Annotated in this window: 26 protein-coding genes; 4 read left to right on the top strand and 22 right to left on the bottom strand. The window is 69.7% G+C overall.

Translation table 11 applies throughout. From position 1 onward, the window contains the following. Window positions 1-111: 111 nt before the first annotated feature. From argF to infC, 15 genes are all read right to left on the bottom strand, one after another. Window positions 112-1,035, bottom strand: coding sequence for an ornithine carbamoyltransferase (gene argF, locus D8Y23_RS12355; protein ID WP_128218428.1), 924 nt, complete (start codon window positions 1,033-1,035; stop codon window positions 112-114). After that, entirely contained in the window at window positions 1,032-2,306 is a 1,275-nt protein-coding gene (locus D8Y23_RS12350; protein WP_128218427.1) for an acetylornithine transaminase, read from the bottom strand. Before D8Y23_RS12350 ends, argF begins: the two co-directional genes overlap by 4 nt. Further along, the gene (gene argB / locus D8Y23_RS12345; protein WP_128218426.1) at window positions 2,303-3,205 is read right to left on the bottom strand and encodes an acetylglutamate kinase; all 903 of its coding nucleotides are present in this window, start codon (window positions 3,203-3,205) and stop codon (window positions 2,303-2,305) included. Before argB ends, D8Y23_RS12350 begins: the two co-directional genes overlap by 4 nt. Continuing rightward, window positions 3,202-4,359 carry a bifunctional glutamate N-acetyltransferase/amino-acid acetyltransferase ArgJ gene (gene argJ, locus D8Y23_RS12340; protein ID WP_128218425.1) on the bottom strand — a complete coding sequence of 386 codons (1,158 nt, stop codon included), beginning with the start codon at window positions 4,357-4,359 and terminating at the stop codon, window positions 3,202-3,204. The genes argB and argJ overlap by 4 nt, the downstream gene beginning before the upstream one ends. Then, a complete protein-coding gene (gene argC, locus D8Y23_RS12335) occupies window positions 4,356-5,405 on the bottom strand; it encodes an N-acetyl-gamma-glutamyl-phosphate reductase (protein WP_128218424.1) in 1,050 nt (349 codons plus the stop codon). The genes argJ and argC overlap by 4 nt, the downstream gene beginning before the upstream one ends. A 409-nt stretch (window positions 5,406-5,814) precedes the next feature. Continuing rightward, entirely contained in the window at window positions 5,815-8,337 is a 2,523-nt protein-coding gene (gene pheT / locus D8Y23_RS12330) for a phenylalanine--tRNA ligase subunit beta (protein WP_128218423.1), read from the bottom strand. Next, window positions 8,337-9,377 carry a phenylalanine--tRNA ligase subunit alpha gene (gene pheS / locus D8Y23_RS12325; protein WP_128218422.1) on the bottom strand — a complete coding sequence of 347 codons (1,041 nt, stop codon included), beginning with the start codon at window positions 9,375-9,377 and terminating at the stop codon, window positions 8,337-8,339. Before pheS ends, pheT begins: the two co-directional genes overlap by 1 nt. A 51-nt stretch (window positions 9,378-9,428) precedes the next feature. Next, window positions 9,429-10,331, bottom strand: a complete 903-nt coding sequence (locus D8Y23_RS12320; protein ID WP_128218421.1) for an amino acid ABC transporter permease — start codon at window positions 10,329-10,331, stop codon at window positions 9,429-9,431. Further along, a complete protein-coding gene (locus D8Y23_RS12315) occupies window positions 10,328-10,984 on the bottom strand; it encodes an amino acid ABC transporter permease (protein ID WP_128218420.1) in 657 nt (218 codons plus the stop codon). Before D8Y23_RS12315 ends, D8Y23_RS12320 begins: the two co-directional genes overlap by 4 nt. 64 nt (window positions 10,985-11,048) lie before the next feature. Continuing rightward, window positions 11,049-11,945 carry a glutamate ABC transporter substrate-binding protein gene (locus D8Y23_RS12310; protein ID WP_128218419.1) on the bottom strand — a complete coding sequence of 299 codons (897 nt, stop codon included), beginning with the start codon at window positions 11,943-11,945 and terminating at the stop codon, window positions 11,049-11,051. A gap of 103 nt (window positions 11,946-12,048) precedes the next feature. Then, window positions 12,049-12,810, bottom strand: a complete 762-nt coding sequence (locus D8Y23_RS12305; protein WP_128218418.1) for an amino acid ABC transporter ATP-binding protein — start codon at window positions 12,808-12,810, stop codon at window positions 12,049-12,051. Between the two features lie 74 nt (window positions 12,811-12,884). Then, the gene (locus D8Y23_RS12300) at window positions 12,885-13,682 is read right to left on the bottom strand and encodes a TrmH family RNA methyltransferase (protein WP_128218417.1); all 798 of its coding nucleotides are present in this window, start codon (window positions 13,680-13,682) and stop codon (window positions 12,885-12,887) included. Between the two features lie 101 nt (window positions 13,683-13,783). Continuing rightward, window positions 13,784-14,167 (bottom strand): 50S ribosomal protein L20, encoded by a 384-nt coding sequence (rplT, locus tag D8Y23_RS12295; RefSeq protein ID WP_063257942.1) that lies wholly within the window; start codon window positions 14,165-14,167, stop codon window positions 13,784-13,786. A 29-nt stretch (window positions 14,168-14,196) separates the two neighbouring features. Further along, window positions 14,197-14,391, bottom strand: a complete 195-nt coding sequence (gene rpmI, locus D8Y23_RS12290) for a 50S ribosomal protein L35 (RefSeq protein ID WP_013583375.1) — start codon at window positions 14,389-14,391, stop codon at window positions 14,197-14,199. Between the two features lie 46 nt (window positions 14,392-14,437). Continuing rightward, window positions 14,438-15,064, bottom strand: a complete 627-nt coding sequence (gene infC / locus D8Y23_RS12285; protein ID WP_128218416.1) for a translation initiation factor IF-3 — start codon at window positions 15,062-15,064, stop codon at window positions 14,438-14,440. A 243-nt stretch (window positions 15,065-15,307) separates the two neighbouring features. Here infC and D8Y23_RS12280 point away from each other — a divergent pair, with 243 nt between their 5' ends. Beyond that, window positions 15,308-15,712 (top strand): DUF1844 domain-containing protein, encoded by a 405-nt coding sequence (locus D8Y23_RS12280; RefSeq protein ID WP_128218415.1) that lies wholly within the window; start codon window positions 15,308-15,310, stop codon window positions 15,710-15,712. Between the two features lie 306 nt (window positions 15,713-16,018). Here D8Y23_RS12280 and D8Y23_RS12275 read toward each other — a convergent pair whose 3' ends face one another. From D8Y23_RS12275 to D8Y23_RS12250, 6 genes are read right to left on the bottom strand one after another with little or no spacing between them, the layout of a single operon-like run. Further along, window positions 16,019-16,798 (bottom strand): SseB family protein, encoded by a 780-nt coding sequence (locus D8Y23_RS12275; protein WP_128218414.1) that lies wholly within the window; start codon window positions 16,796-16,798, stop codon window positions 16,019-16,021. Continuing rightward, window positions 16,782-17,528 (bottom strand): bifunctional 1-(5-phosphoribosyl)-5-((5-phosphoribosylamino)methylideneamino)imidazole-4-carboxamide isomerase/phosphoribosylanthranilate isomerase PriA, encoded by a 747-nt coding sequence (gene priA, locus D8Y23_RS12270; protein ID WP_128218413.1) that lies wholly within the window; start codon window positions 17,526-17,528, stop codon window positions 16,782-16,784. The genes D8Y23_RS12275 and priA overlap by 17 nt, the downstream gene beginning before the upstream one ends. A gap of 46 nt (window positions 17,529-17,574) precedes the next feature. Then, window positions 17,575-18,222, bottom strand: a complete 648-nt coding sequence (hisH, locus tag D8Y23_RS12265) for an imidazole glycerol phosphate synthase subunit HisH (protein WP_128218412.1) — start codon at window positions 18,220-18,222, stop codon at window positions 17,575-17,577. Beyond that, window positions 18,219-18,833: an imidazoleglycerol-phosphate dehydratase HisB gene (gene hisB, locus D8Y23_RS12260; RefSeq protein ID WP_128218411.1), complete on the bottom strand. Its 615-nt coding sequence runs from the start codon at window positions 18,831-18,833 to the stop codon at window positions 18,219-18,221. The genes hisH and hisB overlap by 4 nt, the downstream gene beginning before the upstream one ends. After that, window positions 18,830-19,915, bottom strand: a complete 1,086-nt coding sequence (locus D8Y23_RS12255) for a histidinol-phosphate transaminase (protein WP_428844480.1) — start codon at window positions 19,913-19,915, stop codon at window positions 18,830-18,832. Before D8Y23_RS12255 ends, hisB begins: the two co-directional genes overlap by 4 nt. A gap of 32 nt (window positions 19,916-19,947) precedes the next feature. Then, window positions 19,948-20,298, bottom strand: a complete 351-nt coding sequence (locus tag D8Y23_RS12250; protein WP_128218410.1) for a LysM peptidoglycan-binding domain-containing protein — start codon at window positions 20,296-20,298, stop codon at window positions 19,948-19,950. Window positions 20,299-20,558: 260 nt separating this feature from the next. Between D8Y23_RS12250 and lexA the strand changes: the two genes are divergently transcribed. Together lexA and D8Y23_RS12240 are read left to right on the top strand one after the other, a co-directional pair. After that, complete coding sequence (gene lexA / locus D8Y23_RS12245; RefSeq protein ID WP_128218409.1) at window positions 20,559-21,248, top strand: transcriptional repressor LexA; 690 nt, start codon at window positions 20,559-20,561, stop codon at window positions 21,246-21,248. A gap of 62 nt (window positions 21,249-21,310) precedes the next feature. Beyond that, the gene (locus D8Y23_RS12240) at window positions 21,311-23,194 is read left to right on the top strand and encodes a S9 family peptidase (protein WP_128218408.1); all 1,884 of its coding nucleotides are present in this window, start codon (window positions 21,311-21,313) and stop codon (window positions 23,192-23,194) included. A 57-nt stretch (window positions 23,195-23,251) separates the two neighbouring features. Here the strand turns inward: D8Y23_RS12240 and hflX are convergent, their stop codons facing one another. After that, window positions 23,252-24,580 (bottom strand): GTPase HflX, encoded by a 1,329-nt coding sequence (gene hflX / locus D8Y23_RS12235; RefSeq protein WP_428844481.1) that lies wholly within the window; start codon window positions 24,578-24,580, stop codon window positions 23,252-23,254. Window positions 24,581-24,857: 277 nt separating this feature from the next. Here hflX and D8Y23_RS12230 point away from each other — a divergent pair. Beyond that, a partial coding sequence (locus D8Y23_RS12230) for a class I SAM-dependent methyltransferase (protein ID WP_128218406.1) occupies window positions 24,858-25,483 on the top strand: 626 nt, incomplete at its 3' end.

Below are 25,483 nucleotides of genomic sequence, written 5' to 3'. Positions count from 1 at the left end.
CCAGGAGATGCGCCGCGAGCATTCCGATGACGGCGAGCCCTCGGGCGAGATCGATGCCGACGAGGCGGCGCGGACCGTCGAAGCGATCCCACGCACGTCCCGTCCGGGCGATCAGTCCTGGCGCAACAGCCACACCAGCAGCGCCTTCTGGGCGTGCAACCGGTTCTCGGCCTCGTCCCACACCACACTCTGCGGTCCGTCGATGACCTCCGCGTCGACCTCGTAGCCGCGGTCAGCGGGGAGGCAGTGGATGAAGAGCGCGGCCTTGTCGGCACGAGCCATGAGGTCGGTCGTGACCTTGAACCCGCCGAGGTCGCGGATGCGCGCGATCTTCTCCTCCTCCTTGCCCATCGAGACCCAGGTGTCGGTGACGACGACATCGGCTCCGGATGCCGCGGCCTCGGGGTCGGTGCTCAGCGTGATCGATCCGCCCGTCGCGGCCGCGATGCGCTCGGCATCGGCGATTACATCCGGGCGGGGCGCGTAGTCGGCGGGAGAGGCGACCCGCACGTGCATACCGGCGGTGACGCCCGCGAGCACGTACGAGTGGGCCATGTTGCTCCGGCCGTCGCCGAAGAACGACAGCGTCAGCCCCGTCAGCTCGCCCTTGTGCTCGCGAATCGTCAGCAGGTCGGCCAGCAGCTGACACGGGTGGAAGTCGTCGCTCAGGGCGTTGATGACGGGAACACGTGTTCCGCGCGCCATCTCCTCCAGACCCGCCTGCGCATAGGTGCGCCACACGATCGCGGCGACCTGCCGTTCCAGGACGCGCGCCGTGTCGGACGGGGTCTCCTTGCCGCCCAGCTGACTGTTGGCCGTCGAGATGATGAGCGGGGAGCCGCCGAGATCGGCGATACCGACCGCGAACGAGACGCGGGTACGGGTCGACGACTTGTCGAAGATGACGGCGACGGTCTGCGGACCGGCGAGCGGCTTCTGCGCCCAGCGGTCCTTCTTGAGTTCGAGGGCGAGGTCGAGGATCTCGGCCTGCTCGGCGGGGGTGAGATCGTCGTCGCGCAGCAGGTGGCGGGTCACGCGGGTACTCCTTCGGTCGCCGCGGCGGCGGACTCATCGATCATGAGGGCGTCGGCGGCGGTGGCCAGCGCTGCGCCGAACAGCGTGAGGAACTCGGAGATCTCGGCATCCCCGATGATCAGGGGCGGGGCGAGTCGGATCGTCTCGTCGTTCGCGGCGTTGACGATGAGGCCGTGCTCCTGGGCCGCGGCGACGACCGCCTTGGCCACCGGGTGGGCCAGAGCGACGCCGAGGAGGAGACCGCGCCCGCGGACGCCGGCGACGAGCGGGGATCCGAGCCCGGCGATACCCGCGCGCAGCTGCTCCTCGCGCGCCGAGGCGTTGGCGAGCAGCCCGGACGCCTCGATCTCACCGAGGACCGCCCCCGCCACGGCCGTTCCCAGCGCGTTGCCGCCGTAGGTCGAGCCGTGCGTGCCCGGGAAGAACAGCTCGCTCGCCGCACCGAAGGTGATGAGGGCACCGATCGGGAATCCACCGCCGATACCCTTGGCGACCGTGATCGCATCCGGGACGATCCCGGCGTGCTGGAACGCGAACCACTCGCCCGTCCGCCCGGCACCCGTCTGGATCTCGTCCACGATGAGGAGTGCCCCGTGACGCGCCGTGATCTCACGCGCCGCCTCGAGGTACCCGTCGGGCAGCTCGACCACACCCGCCTCGCCCTGGATGGGCTCGACGATGAACGCGGCCACGCGGTCGTCGGCGGCCGCCTCGAGCGCGTCGATGGTGGCATCGATGTGCTCGACGCCGGGGACCATCGGGAGGAAGTCCGCCTGCAGCGCCGGCTTCCCGGTCAGCGCGAGGGCCCCCATCGTGCGGCCGTGGAAGCCGTTCTTCAGGGCGAGGATGCGCGTGCGCTGCGTCCCCCGGCCGTGGAGCCGCGCGAGCTTGAAGGCCGCTTCGTTGGCCTCCGCGCCGGAGTTCGCGAAGTACACGCGTCCGGCGTCCCCCGTGCCCGCGAGGCGCTTCAGCCGGGCGGCGAGCGCGAGCTGCGGCGGCGTGGCGAAGTAGTTCGAGACGTGCGTCAAGGTCGCGGCCTGCGTCGCGACGGCCTCGACGAAGGTCGGGTGGGCATGACCGAGAGCGTCCACCGCGATTCCCGCGAGGAAGTCGAGGTATCTCTTCCCGTCCCCGTCCCACACGTACGCGCCCTCACCGCGGACGAACAACGCCATGCGGTCGCCGAAGCTGCGGACGAGGTCGCGCCCGGCATCCTCCTGCCACGAAGGGGCGGGCCCGGCGGACGATCCCTGTGTCGTGTCCGCGTTCACGCGACCACCTCCGTTCCGATTCCTTTGCTGGTGAAGAGTTCGACGAGCACCGAGTGCGGCACGCGGCCGTCGATGATCGCGGCCGTGGGCACTCCCCCGTCGACCGCGTCGAGGCACGCCTGCATCTTGGGGATCATCCCCGACTCCAGCCGCGGCACCATCGCGCGCAGCTCCGTCGACGTGAGGTGCGAGACGAGCGAATCCCGGTTGGGCCAATCGGCGTAGAGGCCGGGCACATCCGTGAGAACCACGAGCTTCTTCGCATTCAGCGCGACCGCGAGAGCGGCGGCTGCCGCGTCCGCGTTGACGTTGAGCGACGTGCCGGGGTGGTCGAGGTCGGGAGCGATCGACGAGACGATCGGCACGCGGCCCGCAGCGAGGTGGTCCAGGACCGGCTGCGGATCGACGGTGACGACGTCGCCCACGCGGCCGAGGTCGTGCTCGACGCCGTCGACGACGACACCGCGTCGGCGTCCGCCGAAGAGTCCGGCATCCTCTCCGCTGAGACCCGTCGCGAGCGGACCGTGCGCGTTGACCTTGGCGACCAGTTGGGGGTTGATCTGGCCGGTGAGCACCATGCGCACCACCCCGATGGCCTCGGTCGAGGTGACGCGGTACCCGCCGCGGAACTCGCTGGGGATGTCGAGGCGGTTCAGCATCGACGAGATCTGCGGACCGCCGCCGTGGACGACGACCGGCTTGACCCCCACGTAGCGGAGGTACGCGATGTCGGCCGCGAACGCGTCCTGCAGCTCGTCGCTGACCATCGCATTGCCGCCGTACTTCACGACCACGACTTGGTCGCGGTACTTGCGCACCCACGGCAGCGACTCGACGAGAGTCACCGCCCGTTCGCTGGCCGCCGTCGGATCGGTGTCCTGGATGTCGATGTCGATCATGAGGAGTAGGCGCTGTTCTCGTGGACGTAGTCGTGAGTGAGGTCGTTCGTGCGGATCGTCGCCGCGGCGTCGCCCACGCGGAGATCGACGACGAGGTCGGTCGCGCGCGGGGTCAGGTCGACGTCCTCGCGCGGACGGTCGGGGCCGCCCGCCGAGCACACCCGTACGCCGTTCATCCACACGTCGACGTCATAGGGGTCGAACTCTGCCCGCGTGGTGCCGATGGCGGCGAGGACGCGACCCCAGTTCGGGTCGTTGCCGAAGATCGCGGCCTTGAAGAGGTTGTTGCGCGCGATCGAGCGCCCCACGTCCACGGCGTCGTCCTCGGACGCGGCCCCGACGACCCGGATCGTGATGTCGTGGCTCGCGCCTTCGGCGTCACCCTGCAACTGCGCGGCGAGGTCATCGCACACCGCCGTGAGCGCGGCGGCGAACTCGTCGGCATCCACTCGGATGCCACTGGCCCCGCTGACCAGCAGCGTCACCTGATCGTTGGTCGACATGCACCCGTCGGAGTCGAGACGGTCGAAGCTCACGCGCGTCGCGGCCCGTAGTGCCTCGTCGGCCTCGGCCGCATCCAGCACGACGTCGGTCGTGAGGACTACCAGCATCGTCGCGAGGCCCGGAGCCAGCATGCCGGCACCCTTCGCCATGCCGCCGATGCTCCAGCCGTCTCCGACGTGCACCGCACGCTTCGGACGGGAGTCCGTCGTCATGATCGCGAGCGAGGCATCGTCACCCCCCTCGACCGACAGCGCAGCCACGCCCTTGTCGACACCGTCGAGCACCTTGGCGCGGAAGACCTCGTCGCCGGTGCCGATGAGCCCGGTCGAGCACACGACGACATCGCCCGCCCCGATGCCGAGGAGCTCGGCGGCACGTTCCGCCGTCTGATGGGTGGTCTGGAAGCCGAACGCGCCGGTGAAGCAGTTCGCACCACCCGAGTTGAGGACGACCGCCTCCACCACCCCGTCGCGCACGACCTGCTCCGACCACAGGATCGGGTTGGCCTTGGCGCGGTTCGATGTGAACACCGCGGCGCCGACCTTGAGCGGCCCTCGGTTCACGACGACGGCGACATCACGGGCGCCGGTGGACTTGAGTCCGACGGCGACGCCGGCCGCCTCGAATCCTCGGGGGACGGTCACGCTCACGGGGCGACTCCGTTCAGGGGAAGGGCCGTGATCTCGGGGAGACCCAGCGCGAGGTTCATGGATTGCACCGCGGCGCCCGCGGTGCCCTTCACCAGATTGTCGACGGCGGCGACGACGACGACGCGGTTCGCCGCGCGGTCGATGGCGATTCCGAGGGACGCGACGTTGGCGCCGAGCACGTCGGCCGTGCGAGGGACGGAGCCGGCGGGAAGCAGCTCGACGAAGGGCTCACCGGCGTAGGCGTCTTCCCACGCCGCTCGGATCTCGGCATCCGTCGCCCCCTCCCGAATCGGCGCCGACGACGTCGCCAGGATGCCGCGCGCCATGGGCACGAGGACCGGGGTGAAGGAGATCCGGATGCCATCGACCGGGGCCCCGGCGGCGGCCAGAGCCTGGCGGATCTCGGGGATGTGCCGGTGGGTACCGCCGACCGCGTAGGGGTTGGCCGTGCCGAGGACCTCGCTCGCGAGGAGGTTCGTCTTCGCGGACTTGCCCGCGCCGCTCGGCCCGACCGCCAGCACGGACACGATGTCCCCCGGATCGATCACGCCTGCCGCGACTCCGGGGGCCAGGGAGAGCGACACCGTCGACGCGTTGCAGCCGGGCGCGGCGATCCGGGTCGCGCCCCGCAGCAGATCCCGCTGCTTGCCGCCGCCGACGGGGAGTTCCGGGACGCCGTAGGCCCACGGTTCGGGGTGATCGCCACCGTAGAAGGCCGCCCAGTCGGTCGCGGAGGTGAGCCGGTGATCGGCGCCCGCGTCGATGACGAGCGCGGTGTCCCCCAGCGCATCGGTGTACTGGGCCGACTGGCCGTGCGGGAGGGCGAGGAACACCACGTCGTGGCCGGAGAGCACCTCGGGGGTCGTCGGCTGGAGTGTGAGATGCCCGAGGGAACGCAGATGCGGCTGGTGCGAGACCAACGGCTGTCCCGCGCTCGAGTGCGCGGTGACGGTACGGATCTCCACCTCGGGATGGGCGGAGAGCAGGCGAAGGATCTCGCCGCCCGCGTATCCGGAGGCGCCGGAGACGGCGACCGAGAGGGTCATGGATCCACCTTAGGAGTCGGGGCTGTGGCTGTGATCAGCGTGAACCGGGGCGGCGACACCCGCATGCCCGACCGGCGGCGGGTTACGAGGTCGCCGAGACTCGGCGTGCGACCCGACGTCGACGCACAGCAACGGTGCTCACGGAGAGCTCCTCGTAGCTGAAGACGATCGACGACATTCCGCGAGGGTACCGGTCGCGGCCGGAGAGGGGCAAATCCGTCGTGCGCTCGCGCTGGTCCAGCGCGTCGATACTCCACGCAACGACTTCTTTCAGCTTGTCCCCCATTTGGGGGACAAGTAGGGGGTATGCTCATGACACTGCCCTCATCGCCGACCACTTCCGACTGCCCCCTCGTCGGCGATGAGGGCAGGCCACATCCGGATCTCCCGGTCGGGCCGCCCGCGCGGATCAGGCGCTCACGTCGCCGTCGCGGATCGCGGCGCCGAACCGCTCCCCCGCCAGCGCGATGCCCGCCATCTTGGCGTCCGTGGCCTCGAGGGCCGTCAGCGTGCGATCCGCCGCGCGGAAGCGCAGCGCGAACGTGAGGCTCTTCGCCCCGTCGGCAACGCCCGGGCCGCGGTAGTCGTCGACCAGGCGCACACCCTCGAGGAGGGGCGCGCCGCCCTCGAGAAGAGCGGCCCGCACGGCGCCCGCGGCGACCTCGGCGGGCACGACGACCGAGACGTCCTGCGTCGCCGCCGGAAAGCCCGACAGGGATGCCGCGACCACACGCGCCTGCGCGCGCTCGAGCAGTGCATCGAGGTCGAGCTCGGCCACCAGCACGCGTCCGGGAAGATCGGCCGCGGCCGCGACCGTCGGGAGCAGCTCGCCGACGTAGCCGACATCGACGCCGGCGACGAGGACCCGTGCCGTGCGACCCGGGTGCAGCGCCGCGCGCTGCGCCTGGACCAGTTCGACGTCGACGCCGGCGGCCCCGGCGAGCACGCGCACCGCGTCCACCGCATCGGCAAGGTCCGACGCGACGGCCGCCTGCCCCGGCTGCTTGGCCACACGGTGACCCGTCAGCAGCACGGCGACGTGCCGACGCTGCGGGGGAATCGAGGCATCCAGCGCGGTCAGAGTCGCGGCATCGGGACGGACCGCGAGCGGCGGGACCGACACCGTTCCGTACTGCACGCCCGGCTTCGGCAGGAAGACCGTGCCCGTCTCGAAGAGGGCGAGATCGACGATCCCGCGCGACAGGTTGCGGTGCGCGACCTGCAGCAGACCGGGCACGAGCGAGCGGCGCAGGAACGGAGCCAGCCCGTCGAGCGGGTTCGCGAGCTTGACGCTCGGCAGCGACTCGCCCGAGGGGGACCCGTGCAGATCGTTCTGCTCGGCGGTGGTGAACGGGAACGACGGCGTCTCGACGAACCCGGCCGCCGCCAGAGCGTTGGCGACGCGACGGCGCCCCTGCTGAGCAGAGGTGAGTCCGCGGCCGGACGGCGGCGTCGGCAGCACCGACGGGATCCGGTCGTAGCCCTCGATGCGCGCCACCTCTTCGGCCAGCGTCCACTTGTCGGTGAGGTCGGGGCGCCAGGACGGCGGGACCACGATCCACTCCTCCGCGCGGCGCTCGACGGTGCAGCCGATGAGCCGCAGCGCTCCCTCGGTCTCGTCGTCGGTGTAGTCGACGCCGATGAGACCGGGCACGAAGCCGGCGGGCAACGGGATCCCTTCGATGTGCACCTCGGCCCGCAGCGCCCCGCCGATGCTCGTGTCCAGCGTGCCGCCCGCGTACGCGACCATGAGGTCGGCGACGCGGCGCGCCGCGGCGAACGGGATCATCGGGTCGACCCCGCGCTCGAACCGGCGGGAGGCCTCGGAGGGGAGCTTGTGCCGGCGTGCGGTGCGGGCGATCGAGACGGTGTCGAAGATCGCAGCCTCGATGAGCACGTTGCGGGTCGCATCGGTCATCTCGGTCGTCCCGCCGCCCATGACGCCGGCGAGGCCGATGGGACCGGACTCGTCGGTGATCAGCAGGTCTTCGGGATCCAGCGTGCGGACCTTGCCGTCGAGCGTCTCGAGCTTCTCGCCGGGTGTCGCGCGACGCACGGTGATGCCGCCCTGGAGGCGATCGAGGTCGTACCCGTGGATCGGCTCACCGAGTTCGAGCATCACGTAGTTCGTGATGTCGATGAGCACGCCCAGTGAGCGGATGCCGGCGAGCGAGAGACGCGCGATCATTGAGGCCGGCGTGGGCTTCGTGGGGTCGACACCGCGGACGATCCGCGCGACGAACTCGGTCGCGCCGACCCGCCCGCGGATGGGCGCACGGTCATCGACCGTGATCGGAAAACCGGTACCCGGATCGAGGTCGCCCCACTCACGTTCGGCCGGGTCGCGGAAGGCAGCCCCCGTGGCGTGGGAGTACTCGCGGGCGACACCGCGCACCGACAGCGCGTACCCGCGATCGGGCGTGACGTTGATCTCGACGGCGACGTCGTCGAGGCCGAGCAGCGCGATCGCGTCGGTCCCGACCGGCGCGTCCATGCCGAGATCGATCAGTCGAAGGATGCCGTTGTGCTCGTCGCCGAGGCCGAGTTCGCGCGCGGAGGCGATCATGCCGTCGGACACGTGACCGTACGTCTTCCGGGCCGCGATCGGGAAGGGGCCGGGGAGCACGGCGCCCGGGAGCGTCACAACGACCTTGTCGCCCTCGAAGAAGTTGCCGGCTCCGCACACGATCCCGCGGATGCCGCCGTGTTCCTCGCCCACGTCGACCTGGCACCAGCGGATCGTCTTGCCGTTGGACTGCGGCTCGGGAGCGAACTCCGTCACCTCACCGACCACGATGGGGCCGGAGAGCTCGAAACGGTGCACGTCCTCTTCTTCGAAGCCGACCGACACCAGCGCCGCGAGAACGTCCTCGGGTGTGGCATCCGCCGGCACATCGACGTACTCGCGCAACCAGGAGAGCGGGACGCGCATCAGACCACCATTCCGAACTGCTCGCTGAAGCGGACATCGCCCTCGGCCATGTCGCGCATGTCTTGGACGTCGCTGCGGAACATGAGCGTGCGCTCGATGCCCATGCCGAACGCGAAGCCCGAGTACTCCTCGGGATCGATCCCGGCGGCCCGGAGGACGTTGGGGTTCACCATCCCGCAGCCACCCCACTCGATCCAGCGCGCCCCGCCCTTGAAGGTCGGATGCCACAGATCGAGCTCGGCGCTCGGTTCGGTGAACGGGAAGAAGTTGGCGCGGAAGCGGGTCTTGGCCTCGGGCCCGAAGAGGACGCGGGCAGCGTGGTCGAGCGTGCCCTTGAGGTGCGCCATCGTGATGCCCTTATCGATGACGAGGCCCTCGAACTGCGTGAAGACCGGGAGGTGTGTCGCGTCGAATTCGTCGGTGCGGTACACCCGGCCCGGGCACAGGACGTAGATGGGAAGGTCGCGCTCGAGCATGGACCGCACCTGCACGGGACTCGTGTGCGTGCGCATCACGAGGTGACGGGCGACGGGATCGACGAAGAAGGTGTCCTGCATCTGCCGCGCCGGGTGGTCGACGTCGAAGTTCAGCGCGTCGAAGTTGAACCACTCGTGCTCGAGCTCGGGCCCCTCGGCGATCTCCCACCCCATGCCCACGAAGATGTCGGACACCTGCTCTTGCAGAAGGGAGATGGGATGCCGCGCCCCCACGCGCGCACGCTGCGGCAGCGCCGTGACATCGATCCGCTCAGCCTCGAGCCGCGCAGCGGTCTCGGCCTCGGCGACCTCGGTCTCGCGCGCCGCGAACGCCTGGTTGACACGCGCACGCGCCTGCCCGACGAGCTTCCCGAAGGCGGCCTTGTTCTCGGGAGCCACGTGGCGCAACTGGGCGTTGAGTCGCGACAGCGGCGACTGCTCTCCCGCATGCGCGGCTCGGGCGGCCTTCAGGTCGGCCGTGGTCGCGGCGCCGGCGAGCGCGGCGAGCGCGGCATCGACGGCGGAGGCGACGGCCTCGGGCGTGATCTCGGGTGCGTCAGACACGAGAACCGAGTCTACCGACGCGCGGAGACACTCCCCCTCCCGCCGTCGGCCTCACTCCGCCCCGGGGCCGCCCCGCTGCGCGACGATCAGGGCCGTGTCGGTCCCGCCCTGCGGGGCCGCCGGTGCGGCGGCAGCGACTCCGGTCACACGCGGCGACCGGCGCAGGCGCTTCTCGACGAGGGTGGCCACGAACGACAGCAGCAGGCACAGTGCGATGTAGATCGCCCCGACGACGATCGTCGCGGGGACGATCGGCGAACCGACGACCGGCTGCGCCCCGATGTACTTGGCGTAGAACAGCAGTTCGGGGTAGGTGATGATGAAGCCGAGCGCGGTGTCCTTCAGCGTCACGACGAGCTGGGCGATGATCACGGGCATCATGGCCCGAATCGCCTGCGGCAGCAGGATGAGGCGCATCACGCCCGCCTTGCGGAGCCCGAGGGCGTAGCCCGCCTCGGTCTGGCCGCGCGGCAGCGACTCGACGCCGGCGCGGATGACCTCCGCGAGAACGGAGCCGTTGTAGCAAACGAGGGCGATGACGACGGCCCAATACGGTTCCATCCGGATGCCGATGACGGGGAAGCCGTAGTAGAGGAGGAACATGAAGACGAGCACCGGGATGGCTCGGAAGACCTCGATGACGGCGATGAACGGACGCCGCACCCAGGCGTGGTCGGAGAGCCGACCGATGGCGAGCACGAATCCGAGGGCCAGGGCCCCGAGGGCCGCCGCGCCGAAAGCAGCCAGCGTGGCGAGCGTGGCGTCGAAGATGCTCGCCCACACGTTGGTGTAGGTGAACGCCGACCACTTCTGTGCCGTGAACTGTCCGGTGTCGGCGAGGCGCCAGACGAAGAACCCCACGATCCCCAGCACGACGAGGACCGTGACGACTCCGAGGATGCGATTGCGGACGATGGCCCGGGGCCCGGGGACGTCGTACAGGACGCTGCTCATCGCGTGACCCTCCATCGGTTCTCGAGCGTTCGCTGCAACCACGACAGCAGCAGGACGAGCGCGACAAAGACGACCATTATCCACAGGATGACCACGAACGCGTTCTCGCCGCGTTCGCTCAGATAGTTGCGCACCGAGCCCAGGTTCACGATCGAGAAGCCGGCGGCGACCGTGGTGTTCTTCAGGAGAGCGATGAAGACACTCATCATCGGAGGGATGACCGATCGGAACGCCTGCGGGAGGACCACGAGCGACATGACCTGACCGAAACCGAGGCCCAGGGCTCGGGCCGCCTCCGCCTGCCCGAGGGGGACGGTGTTGACGCCCGACCGGATCGCCTCGGCGACGTACGTCGCTGTGTAGATCCCCAGCGCACAGATGCCGAGCGTCAAGGAGACGTTGCCGGTCAGCCGCAGGCCCAGCAGCGGCGGCAGGGCGAACACGAACGCGAAGAACACCAGCGTCAGCGGCGTGTTTCTGATGGCGCTGACATAGAAGGTGCCCACGCCGCGGGCGATCGGCACGGGTGACACTCGCATCGCGCCCACGATGACGCCCAGCACCAGCGCGAGGGCACCGCCGGCGAAGAAGAGCACGATCGTGCCGACGAGCGCTTCGCTCCAGATATCGAGGTTGTCGGTGATGACACCCATGCGTGGTCCTTGTCTCGGGAAGAACGGGGTTCGGGGGCGGCACGGAGCACCGCCCCCGAACGGATCACTCGTCGGCGGTCGGCTGCTCGCCCTCGATACCTGCCGGCGCGAGGTTCTTGTCGAAGAGCGCGGTCCAGACCTCGCCGCCGTCGTTGAACAGGGCGTTGATGTGGTCCTTCAGCACGGTGTCACCCTTCGGCAGACCGACGCCGTACCGCTCCTCGCTGAAGGTGTCTCCCGCGATCTTGAACGTTTCGGGCTCCTGCGCGACGTACCCGGCGAGGATGGCCTGGTCGGTCGTGACGGCGTCGACAGAACCGCCACGCAGCTGCTCGAGGCACTGCGTGTAGGTGTCGTATTCGACCGTGTCACCGGGCGCGTACTCATCGCGGATCCGCTGCAGCGGCGTCGAGCCGGTCACGGAGCAGACGATCTTGCCCGCGAGGTCGTCGGGCTCCGAGATGGACTCGTCGTCGGCGGCGACCAGCAGACCCTGACCGGTGATGAGGTACGGACCGGCGAAGTCGATCGACTCCTTACGCTTGTCCGTGATGGAGTACGTACCGACGTAGTAGTCGATGTTCCCGTTGACGAGCTCCTGCTCACGGTTCGCGGAGGGAATCGTCTTGTACTCGATCTGCTCGGCGTCGAAGCCGAGCGAGGCGGCGATCCACTGCGCGATCTCGACGTCGAATCCGCCGCGCTCGTCGGTGATGGGGTCCTTGAAGCCGAGGCCGGGCTGGTCCTCCTTGACCCCGACGACGACCTTGTCGGCCGACACCATGCGCTCGTACGTCGGGCTGCCGTCGAGCGACACCTCGGAAGCGACCTCCCAGAGCTGGGCGGAGTCGCCGCCCTCGGCGCCGGGCGCCGCTCCGGGGGTACCGCTGTTGCAGGCCGTCAGGGCCAGGACTCCGGCGGCGAGGATGCCGGCACCGGTGAGGAAGCGTGTCTTACGCATGTGATGTCTCCTTGGTTACGTGTGCTGTGCGGAGGGGATACGGGGGGACGCCGGCTCGGCCGGCGCGGAGAGCAGAGCGGAACGCCGTCGTTCCGCTGCGGAGTCAGTGAGTGATGAGCTTCGAGAGGAAGTCCTTCGCGCGATCGGACTCGGGTCGTGTGAAGAACTGTTCCGGCGCCGCCTGCTCGACGATCTGGCCGTCGGCCATGAAGACGACACGGTTCGCGGCCTTCCGCGCGAATCCCATCTCGTGGGTCACGACGATCATCGTCATGCCGTCAGCAGCGAGACCGACCATGACGTCGAGGACCTCGTTGATCATCTCGGGGTCGAGGGCTGAGGTGGGCTCGTCGAACAGCATGACCTTCGGCTTCATCGCGAGGGCGCGAGCGATGGCGACGCGCTGCTGCTGACCACCGGAGAGTTGGGCCGGTAGCTTGTCGGCCTGGTGACCGACGCCGACCCGCTCGAGGAGCGCCCGCGCTTCGCTCTCGGCATCCGCCTTCTTGAGCTTGCGGACCTTGATGGGTCCGAGCGTGACGTTCTCGAGGATCGTCAGGTGCGCGAACAGATTGAAGGACTGGAAGACCATGCCCACGTCGGCGCGCAACTCGGCCAAGCCCTTGCCCTCTTTGGGGAGCTCTTTGCCATCGATAGTGATGGTGCCGCTCGTGATGGTCTCGAGGCGGTTGATCGTGCGGCAGAGGGTGGATTTACCCGACCCCGACGGTCCGATCACGACGACGACCTCGCCACGGTCGACGGTGAGGTCGATGTCCTTCAGTGCCTGGAACTGGCCGTAGTGCTTCTGCACGTCGGAGAGGACGACGAGGGGCTCGGGGCCCGCCGGGGGAACGGATGCCATTCGCCCACCTTAGGAGACGGATGCGGGAGCGACCACACCGTGACGCGCGCCTTAACCGTTCCGTAACAGCGGAATCACCCCGCGCGCTGCGCGAACGCCGTCTCGTAGAGGCACACGCTCGCGGCGGTGGCGAGGTTCAGCGACTCCGCGCGGCCGTAGATCGGTAGGCGCAGGGCCTGGTCGGCGTACGCCAACGCGGTCTCGTCGAGACCGCGCGCCTCGTTGCCGAACAGCCACGCCGTCGGACGGCTGAGAAGGTCGCGGGATGCCACGAAGTCGTCGCCCCCGACATCGGCGGCAACGACGCGCAGGCCGGCCTCGTGCACGCGCTCCACGACATCGGCGAGATCGAGGTCGAGCGCGACCGGCAGATGAAACAGCGATCCCGTCGTCGACCGGACGACCTTCGGATTGTAGAGATCGACCGTGCGGCCCGTGAGGATCACCGCGTCCGCGCCAGCCGCGTCCGCCGCGCGGATGATCGTGCCGAGGTTGCCCGGGTCGCGCACTTCCTCGCAGATCGCGAGGAGGCGCGGTCCCTCTGCCAGGATGTCCTTCAGCGCCGTCGGCGACTGCCGGGCCACCGCGACGATGCCCTGCGGAGTGACCGTATCGGCCATGGCATCCAGGACGGCCTCCGTCGTGTACTGCACGTCGACGCCGGCATCGATCGCGGCGTCGCGCACGTCCGTGTGCTTCTCGAGCGCGGTCGGGGTGGCGTACAGCTCGAGCACCGTTTCGGACGCCCACGCGAGCGCCTCGCGTGCCGCCTGCGGCCCCTCCAGGAGGAACAGACCGGTCTCCTGACGAGCGGCGCGCTTGCTCAGCTTGGCCACGGCGCGCACCCGCGGCGAACGGGGGTTCTCCAGCACGCCCCCAGTGTATGACGCGACCGGCATGCGCCCCGGGATTCGGGCGGAAACGCCGAACGGGCGCCCTCCGGAGAGGACGCCCGTTCGTGGGAACCGGGTGATTACGCGGTCTTGGCGGCGTTGACGTCGCTGGGGAGCGCAGCCTTGGCGGTCGCGACGAGCGAGGCGAACACGGCGGGCTCGTTCACCGCGAGCTCGGCGAGCATGCGGCGGTCGACCTGCACACCCGCGAGGCCGAGGCCCTGGATGAAGCGGTTGTACGTGAGGCCGTTCTGGCGGCTCGCGGCGTTGATGCGCTGGATCCACAGACGACGGAAGTCGCCCTTGCGCTTGCGACGGTCGCGGTACGCGTAGACGAGCGAGTGGGTCACCTGCTCCTTCGCCTTGCGGTACAGACGCGAACGCTGACCCCGGTAACCGGAGGCGCGCTCGAGGATGACGCGACGCTTCTTGTGGGCGTTGACTGCCCGCTTGACTCTAGCCATTTCTCATTCTTCCTAACGTGCGTCGGCGCTCAGAGGCCGAGGAGCTTCTTGGCGACCTTCGAGTCACCCTTGGCCAGAACCTGCTCCTGGTTCAGGCGACGGGTGCGCTTGGAGGCCTTGCCCTCGAGGTTGTGCCGCATGCCGGCCTGCTGCTTCATGAGCTTGCCGCTACCGGTCAACTTGAAACGCTTCTTGGCGCCCGAGTGGGTCTTCTGCTTCGGCATCTGTCTTCCTTCGTTGGGGTTCCCGGCGGAGCGGGAGTCGGGGAGCTTATTCGGCGGATGCCGGTTCAGCGGTGTCCTCGGGGTCCGAGTCGCCGCGGGCGGCGCTGCGTGCCGCTTCGCGGTTCGCCGCGCGCTGCGCGTTCTGCTCGGTCTTGACCTCGGATTTGTTCTTGTGCGGAGCCACGACCATCACCATGTTGCGACCGTCGATCGTGGGGTTCGACTCGACGGTGCCGAACTCGGCGACATCCTCGGCGAACTTGCGCAACAGACGCACGCCCTGCTCGGGACGGGACTGCTCACGACCACGGAAGAGGATCATCGCCTTGACCTTGTCGCCGGCCTGCAGGAAGCCCTCGGCGCGCTTGAGCTTGGTGATGTAATCGTGCGCCTCGATCTTCAGACGGAACCGAACCTCTTTGAGGACGGTGTTCGCCTGATTGCGACGCGCTTCCTTGGCCTTCTGAGCGGCCTCGTACTTGAACTTGCCGTAATCCATGATCTTGACCACGGGCGGCTTGGAGCTCGGGGCGACCTCGACCAAGTCGAGGTCCGCTTCCTGGGCCAGGCGCAGCGCAGCTTCGATTCGGACGATGCCGACCTGCTCGCCGTTGGGTCCGACGAGACGGACCTCCGGGACTCGGATGCGCTCGTTGGTGCGGGGATCGCTGATGCGGGACTCCTCTTGTCTACTGATGACGGCCGCCGCGATCCTGGCGAATCACGGGCGAAGAGGAGACGAACCACCCGGCACGATGCCATCGGCACCGGCTTCTGCACCCAGACGACTCCGCGCGAAACGGAGTGGAGTGCGGGAACCCGGTAGCCTGGAGCGGCAAGCGCGGGTGGGATGTGATCCTCTTTCGTACGGAGCAGAACGCTCCGAAGCCCGCCACAGTCTAGCAGAGAGAACCACGTGGACACGATTCCCCCCGACGACGCCCATTCCGCACAGGATGCCGAGCGCCTCGCGCGGTGGGAGGAGCAGGAGCGCGTCTCCGCCTCCGCCAGCCGCGACATCGCCGATGTCCCCGCCGTCGAGGTCATCACCACGACCGCCGTGCACCTCATGAGCGCCGCCGCAGTGAAGGTCGGGCTCGCCGACGATCCGCAGCAGCAGATCGACCTGGACGAGGCGCGCAAGCTCATCAACGCCCTCGCCGGACTCATCACCGCCGGAGCGCCCGAGATCAGCGACATGCACGCGCGATCGCTCCGTGACGGCCTCCGCTCCCTGCAGCTCGCCTTCCGCGAGGCCTCTGCGATCCCCGACCCCATCGGCAAGGGGCCGGGCGAGAAGTGGACGGGTCCCGTCAACTAGGTCGCTCGTTCAGGCGTACCGGACTCCGGGATGCCGTCCTCCCGAGGCAACAGCAGGGCCCCTCGCCCGATTGCCTCAGGAGGATGGCATCCCTCCGTTCTGTGCCGCAGGACAGCTCCTCGGTGACACCCGCCGGGGACGACAAGGCCCTCCCCCTCCTCGGCCGCTGGACAGCTCCCGCGTGACACCCGCGGGGGACGATAAGGCCCGTCGTGCGGTGCGCTGAGCACAGGGGATGCCGCGAGAACAGGGCGATTCCGGCGGGAGCGGCCTGTCCCCGGCACGTGGCCTGTCCTCGGCGCGGGGTCAGAGGTCGGTGGGGCGGTGGAGCTTCACGGTCAGGGAGTCGACCAGGACGGCGACGCGGTCGTCGGCGGCCCACCGGCGAGCGAGGCGCGCGAGCACGGCATCCAACTCCTCCTGGTCGAGTCCGGCCATGAGCCGCAGGTGGACGACGAGTTCGGGACCGCGCAGCCGACCCGTGGGGTCGCCGGGCTGGACCGCGAAGTCGAGGACCGCGAGCTCTCCCGAGATGCTCTCCTGCAGACCCGTGAACACAGCGGGCGACACGTGTGCCGGCTCCCACGACTCGCCCTGAGCGATCGCCCACACGGCCGGCCGGCGCAGGACGAACTCGGTTTCGGACGCCGGGTCGATCACGATGAGCTCGGTGTCCTCGGATGCTGCGGCGAGAGCGGTGCGGCGACCGTCCGCGGGGACGGGCCGCGCCGTGGCATCCCACCGCTGCATGGCGTCGACGGAGCTGAACACCGGCAGCACCTTGCGACCGTCGGGAGCCGCGACCGTGACGATCGACAGCTCCTGGGTCTTGTCGACCTCGAGTCCGTGGGGCCCGACGCCGTGATCCCCCTTCTCGGCGACCAGCGGGATGAGCAGCCGAGCGGTGCGATACGCCTCGACGACCGCACCGGCATCGGCCCCTCCCGCGGCGAACGCCTGCAAGGCCGCGAGGAGCCCCGGATCGGCCGAGCCGTCGTCACCGGAATGCGGGTTCGATTCGAACCGGCGACCCTCCCACGGGACGCCCGCCGAATCGGCGCGGTGATCGTCAGTGCCCGGCGACATCCAGCGCCTCGGCCAGGGTGAACTGGCCCGCGTAGAGAGCCTTGCCGACGATCGCGCCCTCGACACCCAGCGGCACGAGCTCGCGCAGAGCCGCTATGTCATCGAGGCTCGACACGCCACCGGATGCCACGACCGGCTTCGGCGTGCGCTGGGTCAGTTCGCGCAGCAGTTCGAGGTTGGGGCCGCGGAGAGTGCCGTCCTTCGTGACGTCGGTGACGACGTACCGACTGCAGCCGGCATCCTCGAGACGCTCCAGGACGGTCCACAGATCGCCGCCGTCACGGGTCCAGCCGCGCGCGGCCAGGGTCGTGCCGCGCACGTCCAGTCCGACCGCGATGGCCTCTCCGTAGCGGTTGATGACGTCGGCAGCCCACTCGGGGTTCTCCAGCGCCGCGGTTCCGAGGTTGATCCGGCTCGCACCGCTTTCCAGCGCCGCCTCGAGCGAACGGTCATCGCGGATGCCACCGGACAGCTCGACCTGCACACCCTTGACCTGCTTGATGACCTTGCGCATCACCGCGGTGTTGTTGCCGCGTCCGAAGGCGGCATCAAGGTCGACGAGGTGGATCCACGCCGCACCCTGCCGAGCGAAGTCCATCGCGGCATCCACCGGGTCGCCGTAGCTGGTCTCGGTGCCGGCCTCCCCCTGAGTCAGTCGGACGGCCTTGCCGTCGGCGACATCGACCGCCGGGAGAAGGACAAGCTCGGGCGTGGACGCGAAATCGTTCATGGCTCCTCGTGCCGGCAGGCGCCTCTCGCCAGCCCCGGGCACGAGGTCACACAGTAGTCGCGCGCAGCCCGTCGATCCAATTCGCGAGGAGCCGGATGCCGGCTTCTCCCGACTTCTCGGGGTGGAACTGCGTCGCGGCGAGGGGGCCGTTCTCGACCGCTGCGAGGAAGGGCGCACCGTACGTGCACCACGTGAGCACCGGCTCGGGGAACGGTGGTGTCACCTCGAGCGACCACTCCTGAGCAGCGTAGGAGTGCACGAAGTAGAACCGCTCGTCGGCGAGGCCGTCGAACAGACGCGACCCCTCGCCCGGCGACACGGTGTTCCAGCCCATGTGCGGGAGGACGGGGGCGGCCAGTTCGGACACCGTTCCCGGCCATTCTCCGAGGCCCTCCGTGTCGGCGCCCCGTTCGACGCCGCGGCCGAACATGACCTGCATACCGACGCAGATACCCAGCACGGGGCGTCCGCCGGCAAGACGGCGGTCGATGATCTCTCCCCCGCGACTGCCGTTCAGGGAGTCCATCACGGCGCGGAAGGCCCCCACGCCGGGTACGAGGAGTCCATCGGCATCGAGAAGAAGCGAACGGTCGGACGTCAAGCGGGCATCCGCACCCGCCTCGATCAACGCTTTGACGGCGGAGTGGACGTTGCCCGACCCGTAGTCGAAGACGGCGACGAGGGGCTTGCTCACAGCGCTCCCTTGGTGCTGGGGATGCCGTCGACGAACGGATCTAGCGCCTTCGCCTGGCGGAAGGCGCGCGCCAGTGCCTTGTACTCGGCTTCGGCGATGTGGTGCGGGTCGCGTCCGCCGAGCACCCGCACGTGAACGGTCAGCCCCGCGTGGATGGAGATCGCCTCGAATGAGTGGCGGACGAGGGAACCCGTGAAGTGACCGCCGATGAGGTGGTGTTCGAATCCCGCGGGCTCACCGGTGTGGACGAGGTACGGACGCCCACTGATGTCGACGACGGCCTGAGCGAGCGCCTCGTCGAGCGGGACCAGGGCATCACCGTAGCGGGCGATGCCCGACTTGTCGCCGAGCGCCCGGCGGATCGCCTGACCGAGCACGATCGAGGTGTCCTCGACCGTGTGGTGGGCGTCGATGTGCGTATCGCCCGTCGCCGTCACGCGCAGGTCGGTCAGCGAGTGCTTTGCGAAGGCGGTGAGCATGTGGTCGAAGAACGGAACGCTCGTCGAGATCGAACTCGCCCCCGTGCCGTCGAGGTCGAGCGAGAGTTCGACGCGGGACTCGCTCGTCTCGCGGACGATCGACGCGGTGCGGGACGTGGCGGGACCGGTCATGCTCGCGATCCTACCGACGCCAGGGCGTCGAGGAACGCCGTCGTCTCGTCGGCGGTGCCCGCCGTCACGCGGAGGTGGTGGGCGATACCGACGTCGCGGATGAGGACTCCGCGATCGTAGAGGGCCTTCCACGTCGCCGCCGGATCGTCGACTCCCCCGAAGAGCACGAAGTTGGTCCAGGACGCGTGCGCGGTGTAGCCGAGCGCCGCGACGGTGGCCGAGATGCGGTCGCGCTGGGCGACGATCTCGTCGACCATCGACAGCATCGTGTCGGCGTGCCCGAGCGCCGCGGTGGCTGCAGCCTGCGTGAGCGCGCTCAGGTGATAGGGCAGCCGCACCAGGCGAAGGGCGTCGATCACGGCGGGGTCGGCGGCCAGGTAGCCGACGCGCGCACCCGCGAACGCGAAAGCCTTGCTCATGGTGCGCGACACCACCAGACGCGCACGACCGGGAAGCAGCGTCACGGCCGACGGCTCATCGTGCGGCGAGAACTCCTGATACGCCTCGTCGACGATGACGATGCCGTCGGTCACGGCATAGACGGCCTCGATCACGTCGAGGCCGAGGGGGGTGCCGGTGGGGTTGTTCGGGGCGCACAGGAACACGATGTCCGGGTTCTCGCGAACGACCTGCTCGGCGGCGGACGCCGGGCTGAGCGTGAAGTCGTGCTCGCGCTCCCCCGCGACCCACTCCGCACCGGTGGCGCGCGTGAGGATCGGGTACATCGAATAGGTCGGCCCGAAGCCCAGGGCCCGACGCCCGGGACCACCGAAAGCCTGCAGGATGTGCTGCAGCACCTCGTTGGATCCGTTGGCCGCCCAGATCTGCTCACGCGTCAGTCCATGCCCGAGATAGTCGGCGAAAGCCTCACGGAGGCCGCTGAACTCGCGGTCGGGGTATCGGTTGACGTCGCGCAGCGCGCGGGCGATGGCATCCAGGATGTCGTCGGCCACCTCCGCCGGAACCGGATGCGTGTTCTCGTTCACGTTCAGAGCCACCGGAAGAGCGGCCTGCGGCGCCCCGTAGGGAGTCATTCCCCGGAGGTCGTCACGTAGCGGAAGGTCATCGAGGCGCACAGTCACCCCACCCATCGTAGGCGGCGAGGCGCCGAGGCTCACCGCCCGAGAGCGTAGGCGGCGGGGATGGCGATGCGCTGGCCGGCGGTGACCGAACCATTCTCGATCGCGTTCAACCGGGTGATCTCGGCCACCACATCGCGAGGGTCGGAGCCGGGCGCCACGTCTTCCGCGATCGACCACAGGGTCTCGCCGTTCATGACGGTGATCTCGGCGAAGGCACCAGCCGAAGCGCCGGCTTCGTTCGAAGCGAGAGCCACCCCGCCGCCGACGACGGCGAGAGTGAGCGCCACGACCACGGGCAAAGCGGCCAGGAAGGCGAACACGCGACGACCGCGGGCGGTCAAGCGCAGGCGAGTGGTGGGGGCGGTGACGGCGATGGTGCTCATGGTGTGCTCCTCTACGGGGAGAGATTCGCACCCCGCCCTCGGCCGGGAGGGCGGTGGTGCGAATCTGTATTCCGAATCTATCTTCGATACTGTGACGGTGTCAACACCGGGGCTCTCGGACACCGATCGAACGCGACACGCGGAGCGCTCCGCCGTGATCGACCGGTCGACCGGATACGGTTTCGACAAGGAGACCCCACCACGGACCTCCGACATTCGAATTTCCGCCGCATCGAGTCCGCGGCGCGAGGGGAGCACACATGACCGACGCGACGACCGCCGCCGGCCGCGAACGGCCGCAGACCCGGCGCCGGAAAAGCCTCAGCGACAAGCAACTCGCCATCCTGGAGGTGATCCAGCGCTCGATCGCTCGGCACGGCTATCCGCCGAGCATGCGCGAGATCGGTGACGCCGTCGGACTCAAGTCGCTCTCCAGCGTCACCCACCAGCTCAACCAGCTCGAGCTGAGCGGCTACCTCCGCCGCGACCCCGGCAAGACGCGCGCCATGGAGGTGCTGATCGACCTACCCGGCACCGCCGCCGAGAACCCGGCCGACACCGCCCCCGCCGTCGGCGACGCAGCCCTCGTGCCCCTCGTCGGCCGCATTGCCGCGGGCGTCCCCATCACCGCCGACCAGCAGGTCGAGGAGATCTTCCCCCTCCCCCGTCAGCTCGTCGGCAAGGGCGAACTGTTCATGCTCAAGGTGTCCGGCGACTCGATGATCGACGCCGCGATCTGCGACGGCGACTGGGTGGTCGTTCGCGCGCAGTCCACCGCGGAGAACGGGGAGATCGTCGCTGCCATGCTCGACGCCGAGGCGACCGTCAAGACGTTCCGCCGACGAGACGGTCACACGTGGCTGCTGCCGCGCAACTCTGCGTTCGAGCCGATCCTCGGCGACGAGGCCGTCGTCCTGGGACGCGTCGTGGCGGTCCTGCGCACGGTCTGACGCTCTGGCGGAAGAGTCCGAAGCCGGACCGCTCGTCCGCCCCCATCCGTAGGGTGGATGCCATGCCCCAGACGCTCCCCTACGGATCCTGGCCCTCTCCCCTGACGCCCGAGGCGGTGGCTCAGTCGTCGCCGAGGCTCGACGGTGCCCGGATCGTGGGTGATGAGGTCTGGTGGGGCGAGTCCGTGCCCAGCGAGGGCGGACGCGTCGCCGTGCGACGACGCCTGGCCGATGGGTCGGTCGAAACGGTGTTGCCCGCCCCGGCGAACGCGCGTTCGTCCGTCCACGAGTACGGCGGCGGCGCCTGGACCGCCTCCGACGACGGCGAGCTGTTCTACGTCGAGAAGTCCGACCAGCGCGTGTACGCGCTGACGCCGGGCGAGGCGCCGCGCGCCCTGACGCCCGCCGGCGGCGACGTGCGGCACGGCGGGCTGAGCTGGCAGCACGGCACTCTCCTCGCGGTCCGCGAGACCCACGGCACGGAGCGCATCCCCGCCCGTGCGATCGTGCGGATCCCGCTGGACGGTTCCCCGTCGGAGGTGCTCGCCGAAGGGAGCGCCTTCCTCGCGCACCCGGCGCTCTCCGCCGACGGCCGGCACCTCGCCTGGATCGCGTGGAACCACCCCGATCTGCCGTGGGACGCCACGATCCTCCGGGTGGCGGACGTGGTCACCGGCGCCGTGCGCGATGTCGCCGGCGGCGACCGGCGGGCGCCCCTGCAGCCCGTCTGGATCGGCGACGAGCTCCTCTACGCCGACGATCCGACCGGTCGATGGAACCTGTTCCGCCGTTCGCTCGACGGCGCCCCCGAACCCGTCGCTCCCGCCGATGCCGACACCGGCGGTCCGGTGTGGGATCTGGGCACGCGGTGGTTCGCCGCCACGCCCGACGGGCGCATCATCGCCGTGCGCACGAACGGCGGTGACGAGATCGTCGAGATCGCCCCCAGCGGCATCCGACCCGTCGAGGTCCCCGTGGTCGCCGGCGCCTCGATCGACGACGTCCGCGGATCGCGCGTGCTCGTCTCAGGGTCCGATCCGCAGGGCCGGACGACGCTCTGGTCGCTCGACCTCGACACGGGCACGGTGTCGTCGGTCACGGGCGGCGACCCTTTCGGAGTCGAATGGATGCCGATTGCCCGCTCGCTCACCACGGAGGGCCCGCACGGTCCGGTGCACGCCTTCGCCTACCCCCCGACGAACCCGGACGTCGTGGCGCCCGACGATGAGCGGCCGCCGTACGTCGTCCTCGTCCACGGCGGACCGACATCTCACGTGGGTCCCGCGCCGTCGGCGAAGACGGCGTTCTTCACCAGCCGGGGGATCGGCGTCCTCGATGTCAACTACGGCGGTTCCACGGGGTACGGCCGCGCGTACCGCGAGCGACTCCTCGGGCAGTGGGGTGTGGTCGACGTCGACGACGTCGCGGCGGCGGCATCCGCTCTCGCGTCCGCCGGTCTCGCCGACCCCGACCGCCTGGCGATCGCCGGCGGGTCCGCGGGCGGCTGGACCGTGCTCGCTGCCGTCACGAACACCGACGTGTTCTCGGCGGGCATCTCCCGTTACGGCGTGGGCGACGCGCGCGCCCTCGCCGAAGACACGCACGACTTCGAGGCGCGCTACCTCGACGGTCTCATCGGGCCGCTCCCCGAAGCGGAAGCCGTGTACATCGAACGGTCACCGCTGTCGCACCCCGAGCGATTCCGCGTCCCCCTCCTCATCCTGCAGGGATCTGAGGACCGCGTCGTCCCGCCGTCGCAGGCGGAGGCGATCCGCGACGCACTCGCCGCGCACGGCGTCGCGCACGCGTACGTCCTGTACGAGGGCGAGGGTCACGGCTTCCGTCGAGCCGAGACGGTGACGGACTCCCTGCGGCGCGAACTCGGCTTCCTCGGCGCGGTGTTCGGGTTCGACACGCCCGGGATCACACCGCTCGCGCTCGACTGAGCGCGAGCGCACGACGGCGCCCCGCCGGGAGGCGCGGCGCCGTCGGAGCGGCGTGGATCAGGCCGCGAACGGCGCGAGCTCGGCGGCGAGGCGCGCGCCGACGTGCGCGTGCAGGAACGTTCCGTGCTCGCGGTGCTCCTGAGCGACGATGAGGCCCGTCTCGTGCACCGCCGAGACGAGGTCGCCGCGGTCGTACGGCACGACCGCCTGTACCTCGACCGCGGGCAGCGGCAGCGCGTCTTCGATCGCGGCGCGCAGCTCCTCGATGCCCTCGCCCGTACGTGACGAGACGAACAGCGCCGCGGGCGCCAGCCCACGCAGCACGAGACGGTCGTCCGGGCTCAGCAGATCGGCCTTGTTGAACACCACGATCTCGTGTCCGAAGTCGGCATCCACGTCGCCCATCACATCGCGCACCGTCGACAGCTGCGCGGCCGGGTCGGGGTGGGACGCGTCGACGACATGCAGGATGACGTCGGCGTCGCCGACCTCCTCGAGCGTCGACCGGAAAGCTTCGACCAGCTGGTGCGGAAGGTTCCGGACGAAGCCGACCGTGTCGGTCAACGTGTAGACGCGGCCGTCGGTGGTCTCGGAGCGACGGACGGTGGCATCCAGCGTCGCGAACAGAGCGTTCTCCACGAGGACGCCCGCGCTCGTCAGCCGATTCAACAGGCTCGACTTGCCGGCGTTGGTGTACCCCGCGATCGCCACCGACGGGATGGTGTTGCGCTTGCGCTCCGCGCGCTTCGCCTCCCGCGCGGGGGCGAAGTCCCGCAGCTGCTTGCGCAGCAGCGCCATCTTGGTGCGGATGCGGCGTCGATCGAGTTCGATCTTCGTCTCACCGGGACCGCGCGAGCCCATACCGGCACCGCCGGCGCCCACCTGACCACCGGCCTGGCGCGACATCGAATCGCCCCACCCGCGCAGGCGCGGGAGCAGGTACTCGAGCTGTGCGAGCTCGACCTGCGCTTTGCCCTCTCGGCTCTTCGCGTGCTGACTGAAGATGTCGAGGATGACGGTGGTGCGGTCGATGACCTTGACCTTCACTACGTCTTCCAGGGCACGCCGCTGGCTCGGCGCGAGCTCCGTGTCGGCAATGACGGTGTCGGCACCGACGGCGGCGACGATGTCGCGCAGCTCCTGCGCCTTACCGCGTCCGACGTACGTCGCCGGGTCGGGGTGCGGACGGCGTTGCAGCACTCCGTCCAGCACGACCGCACCGGCCGTCTCGGCCAGCGCAGCGAGCTCCCGAAGCGAGTTCTCGGCATCCGTCTGCTCGCCCTGCGGGTGCACCCCGACGAGCACGACGTTCTCGAGGCGGAGCTGACGGTACTCGACCTCGGTGACGTCTTCGAGTTCGGTCGAGAGTCCGGGAACGCGCCGCAGCGCCGCGCGCTCCTCACGATCCCATTGGTCACCGTCTGTGGACCCGCCGGAGGCGGTGGCGGCGTCCTGCAGAGCCTGCGCCGCTCCGAAGACCTGGACCCCGCGACGCGCGTCGGCGCGCGAGAGCACCCGGTCGACCGGATCCACCGTCGACTCATCGATGCTCGGGGGTGTGGTCTGTTCGGTCATGTGTTCCTTTCGTCCGCGGGAGATGCCGCGACATCCTCGCACTTTAGTCGCCCCCACGGTGAGGGCTCCGGTCCGCTACGCTTCCGGCATGGGGAGCGACCACTATTTCAGCGCGTCGCCGTCGAGTCCCGAACAGTTCCGCCGCCTGCGCGTCACCCTCGCCGGGCGTGAGCTCGAAGTCGTGACCGCGGGCGGAGTGTTCAGTCCCGACCGCCTGGATGCCGGGACGTCGGTGCTCTTGGCCAACACCCCCGCCCCGCCCGCCGGCGGGAATTTCCTCGACCTGGGAAGCGGCTGGGGTCCGATCACTCTGAGCCTCGCCCTGGACGCGCCGCACGCGACGATCTGGGCGGTGGACGTCAACGAGCGCGCTCTCGACCTGGTGCGCCAGAACGCCGAGCGGCTCGGCCTCGATAATGTCAACGCCGTGCGCCCCGAAGATGTTCCCGACGGCATCTCGTTCCGAACGATTCGTTCCAACCCGCCCATCCGCGTCGGGAAGAACGAACTGCACGGCATGCTCGAGCGGTGGATTCCGCGTCTGGCGGAACGGTCCGACGGGTGGTTCGTCGTCCAGCGCAACCTCGGTTCCGACTCCCTGCAACGGTGGCTCGCCGCCACCTTCACGACCGGTTTCTCGGTGCATCGGGCCGCCACCGGACGGGGCTACCGCGTCCTGCGCGTGCGCCGCCACGGCTCGCCCCCGAGCGAGCC

It is taken from the genome of Microbacterium enclense (assembly GCF_004022425.1).
In the GTDB taxonomy this organism is placed as follows: domain Bacteria; phylum Actinomycetota; class Actinomycetes; order Actinomycetales; family Microbacteriaceae; genus Microbacterium; species Microbacterium enclense_A.
This window is presented reverse-complemented; position numbering and strand designations above follow the sequence as displayed.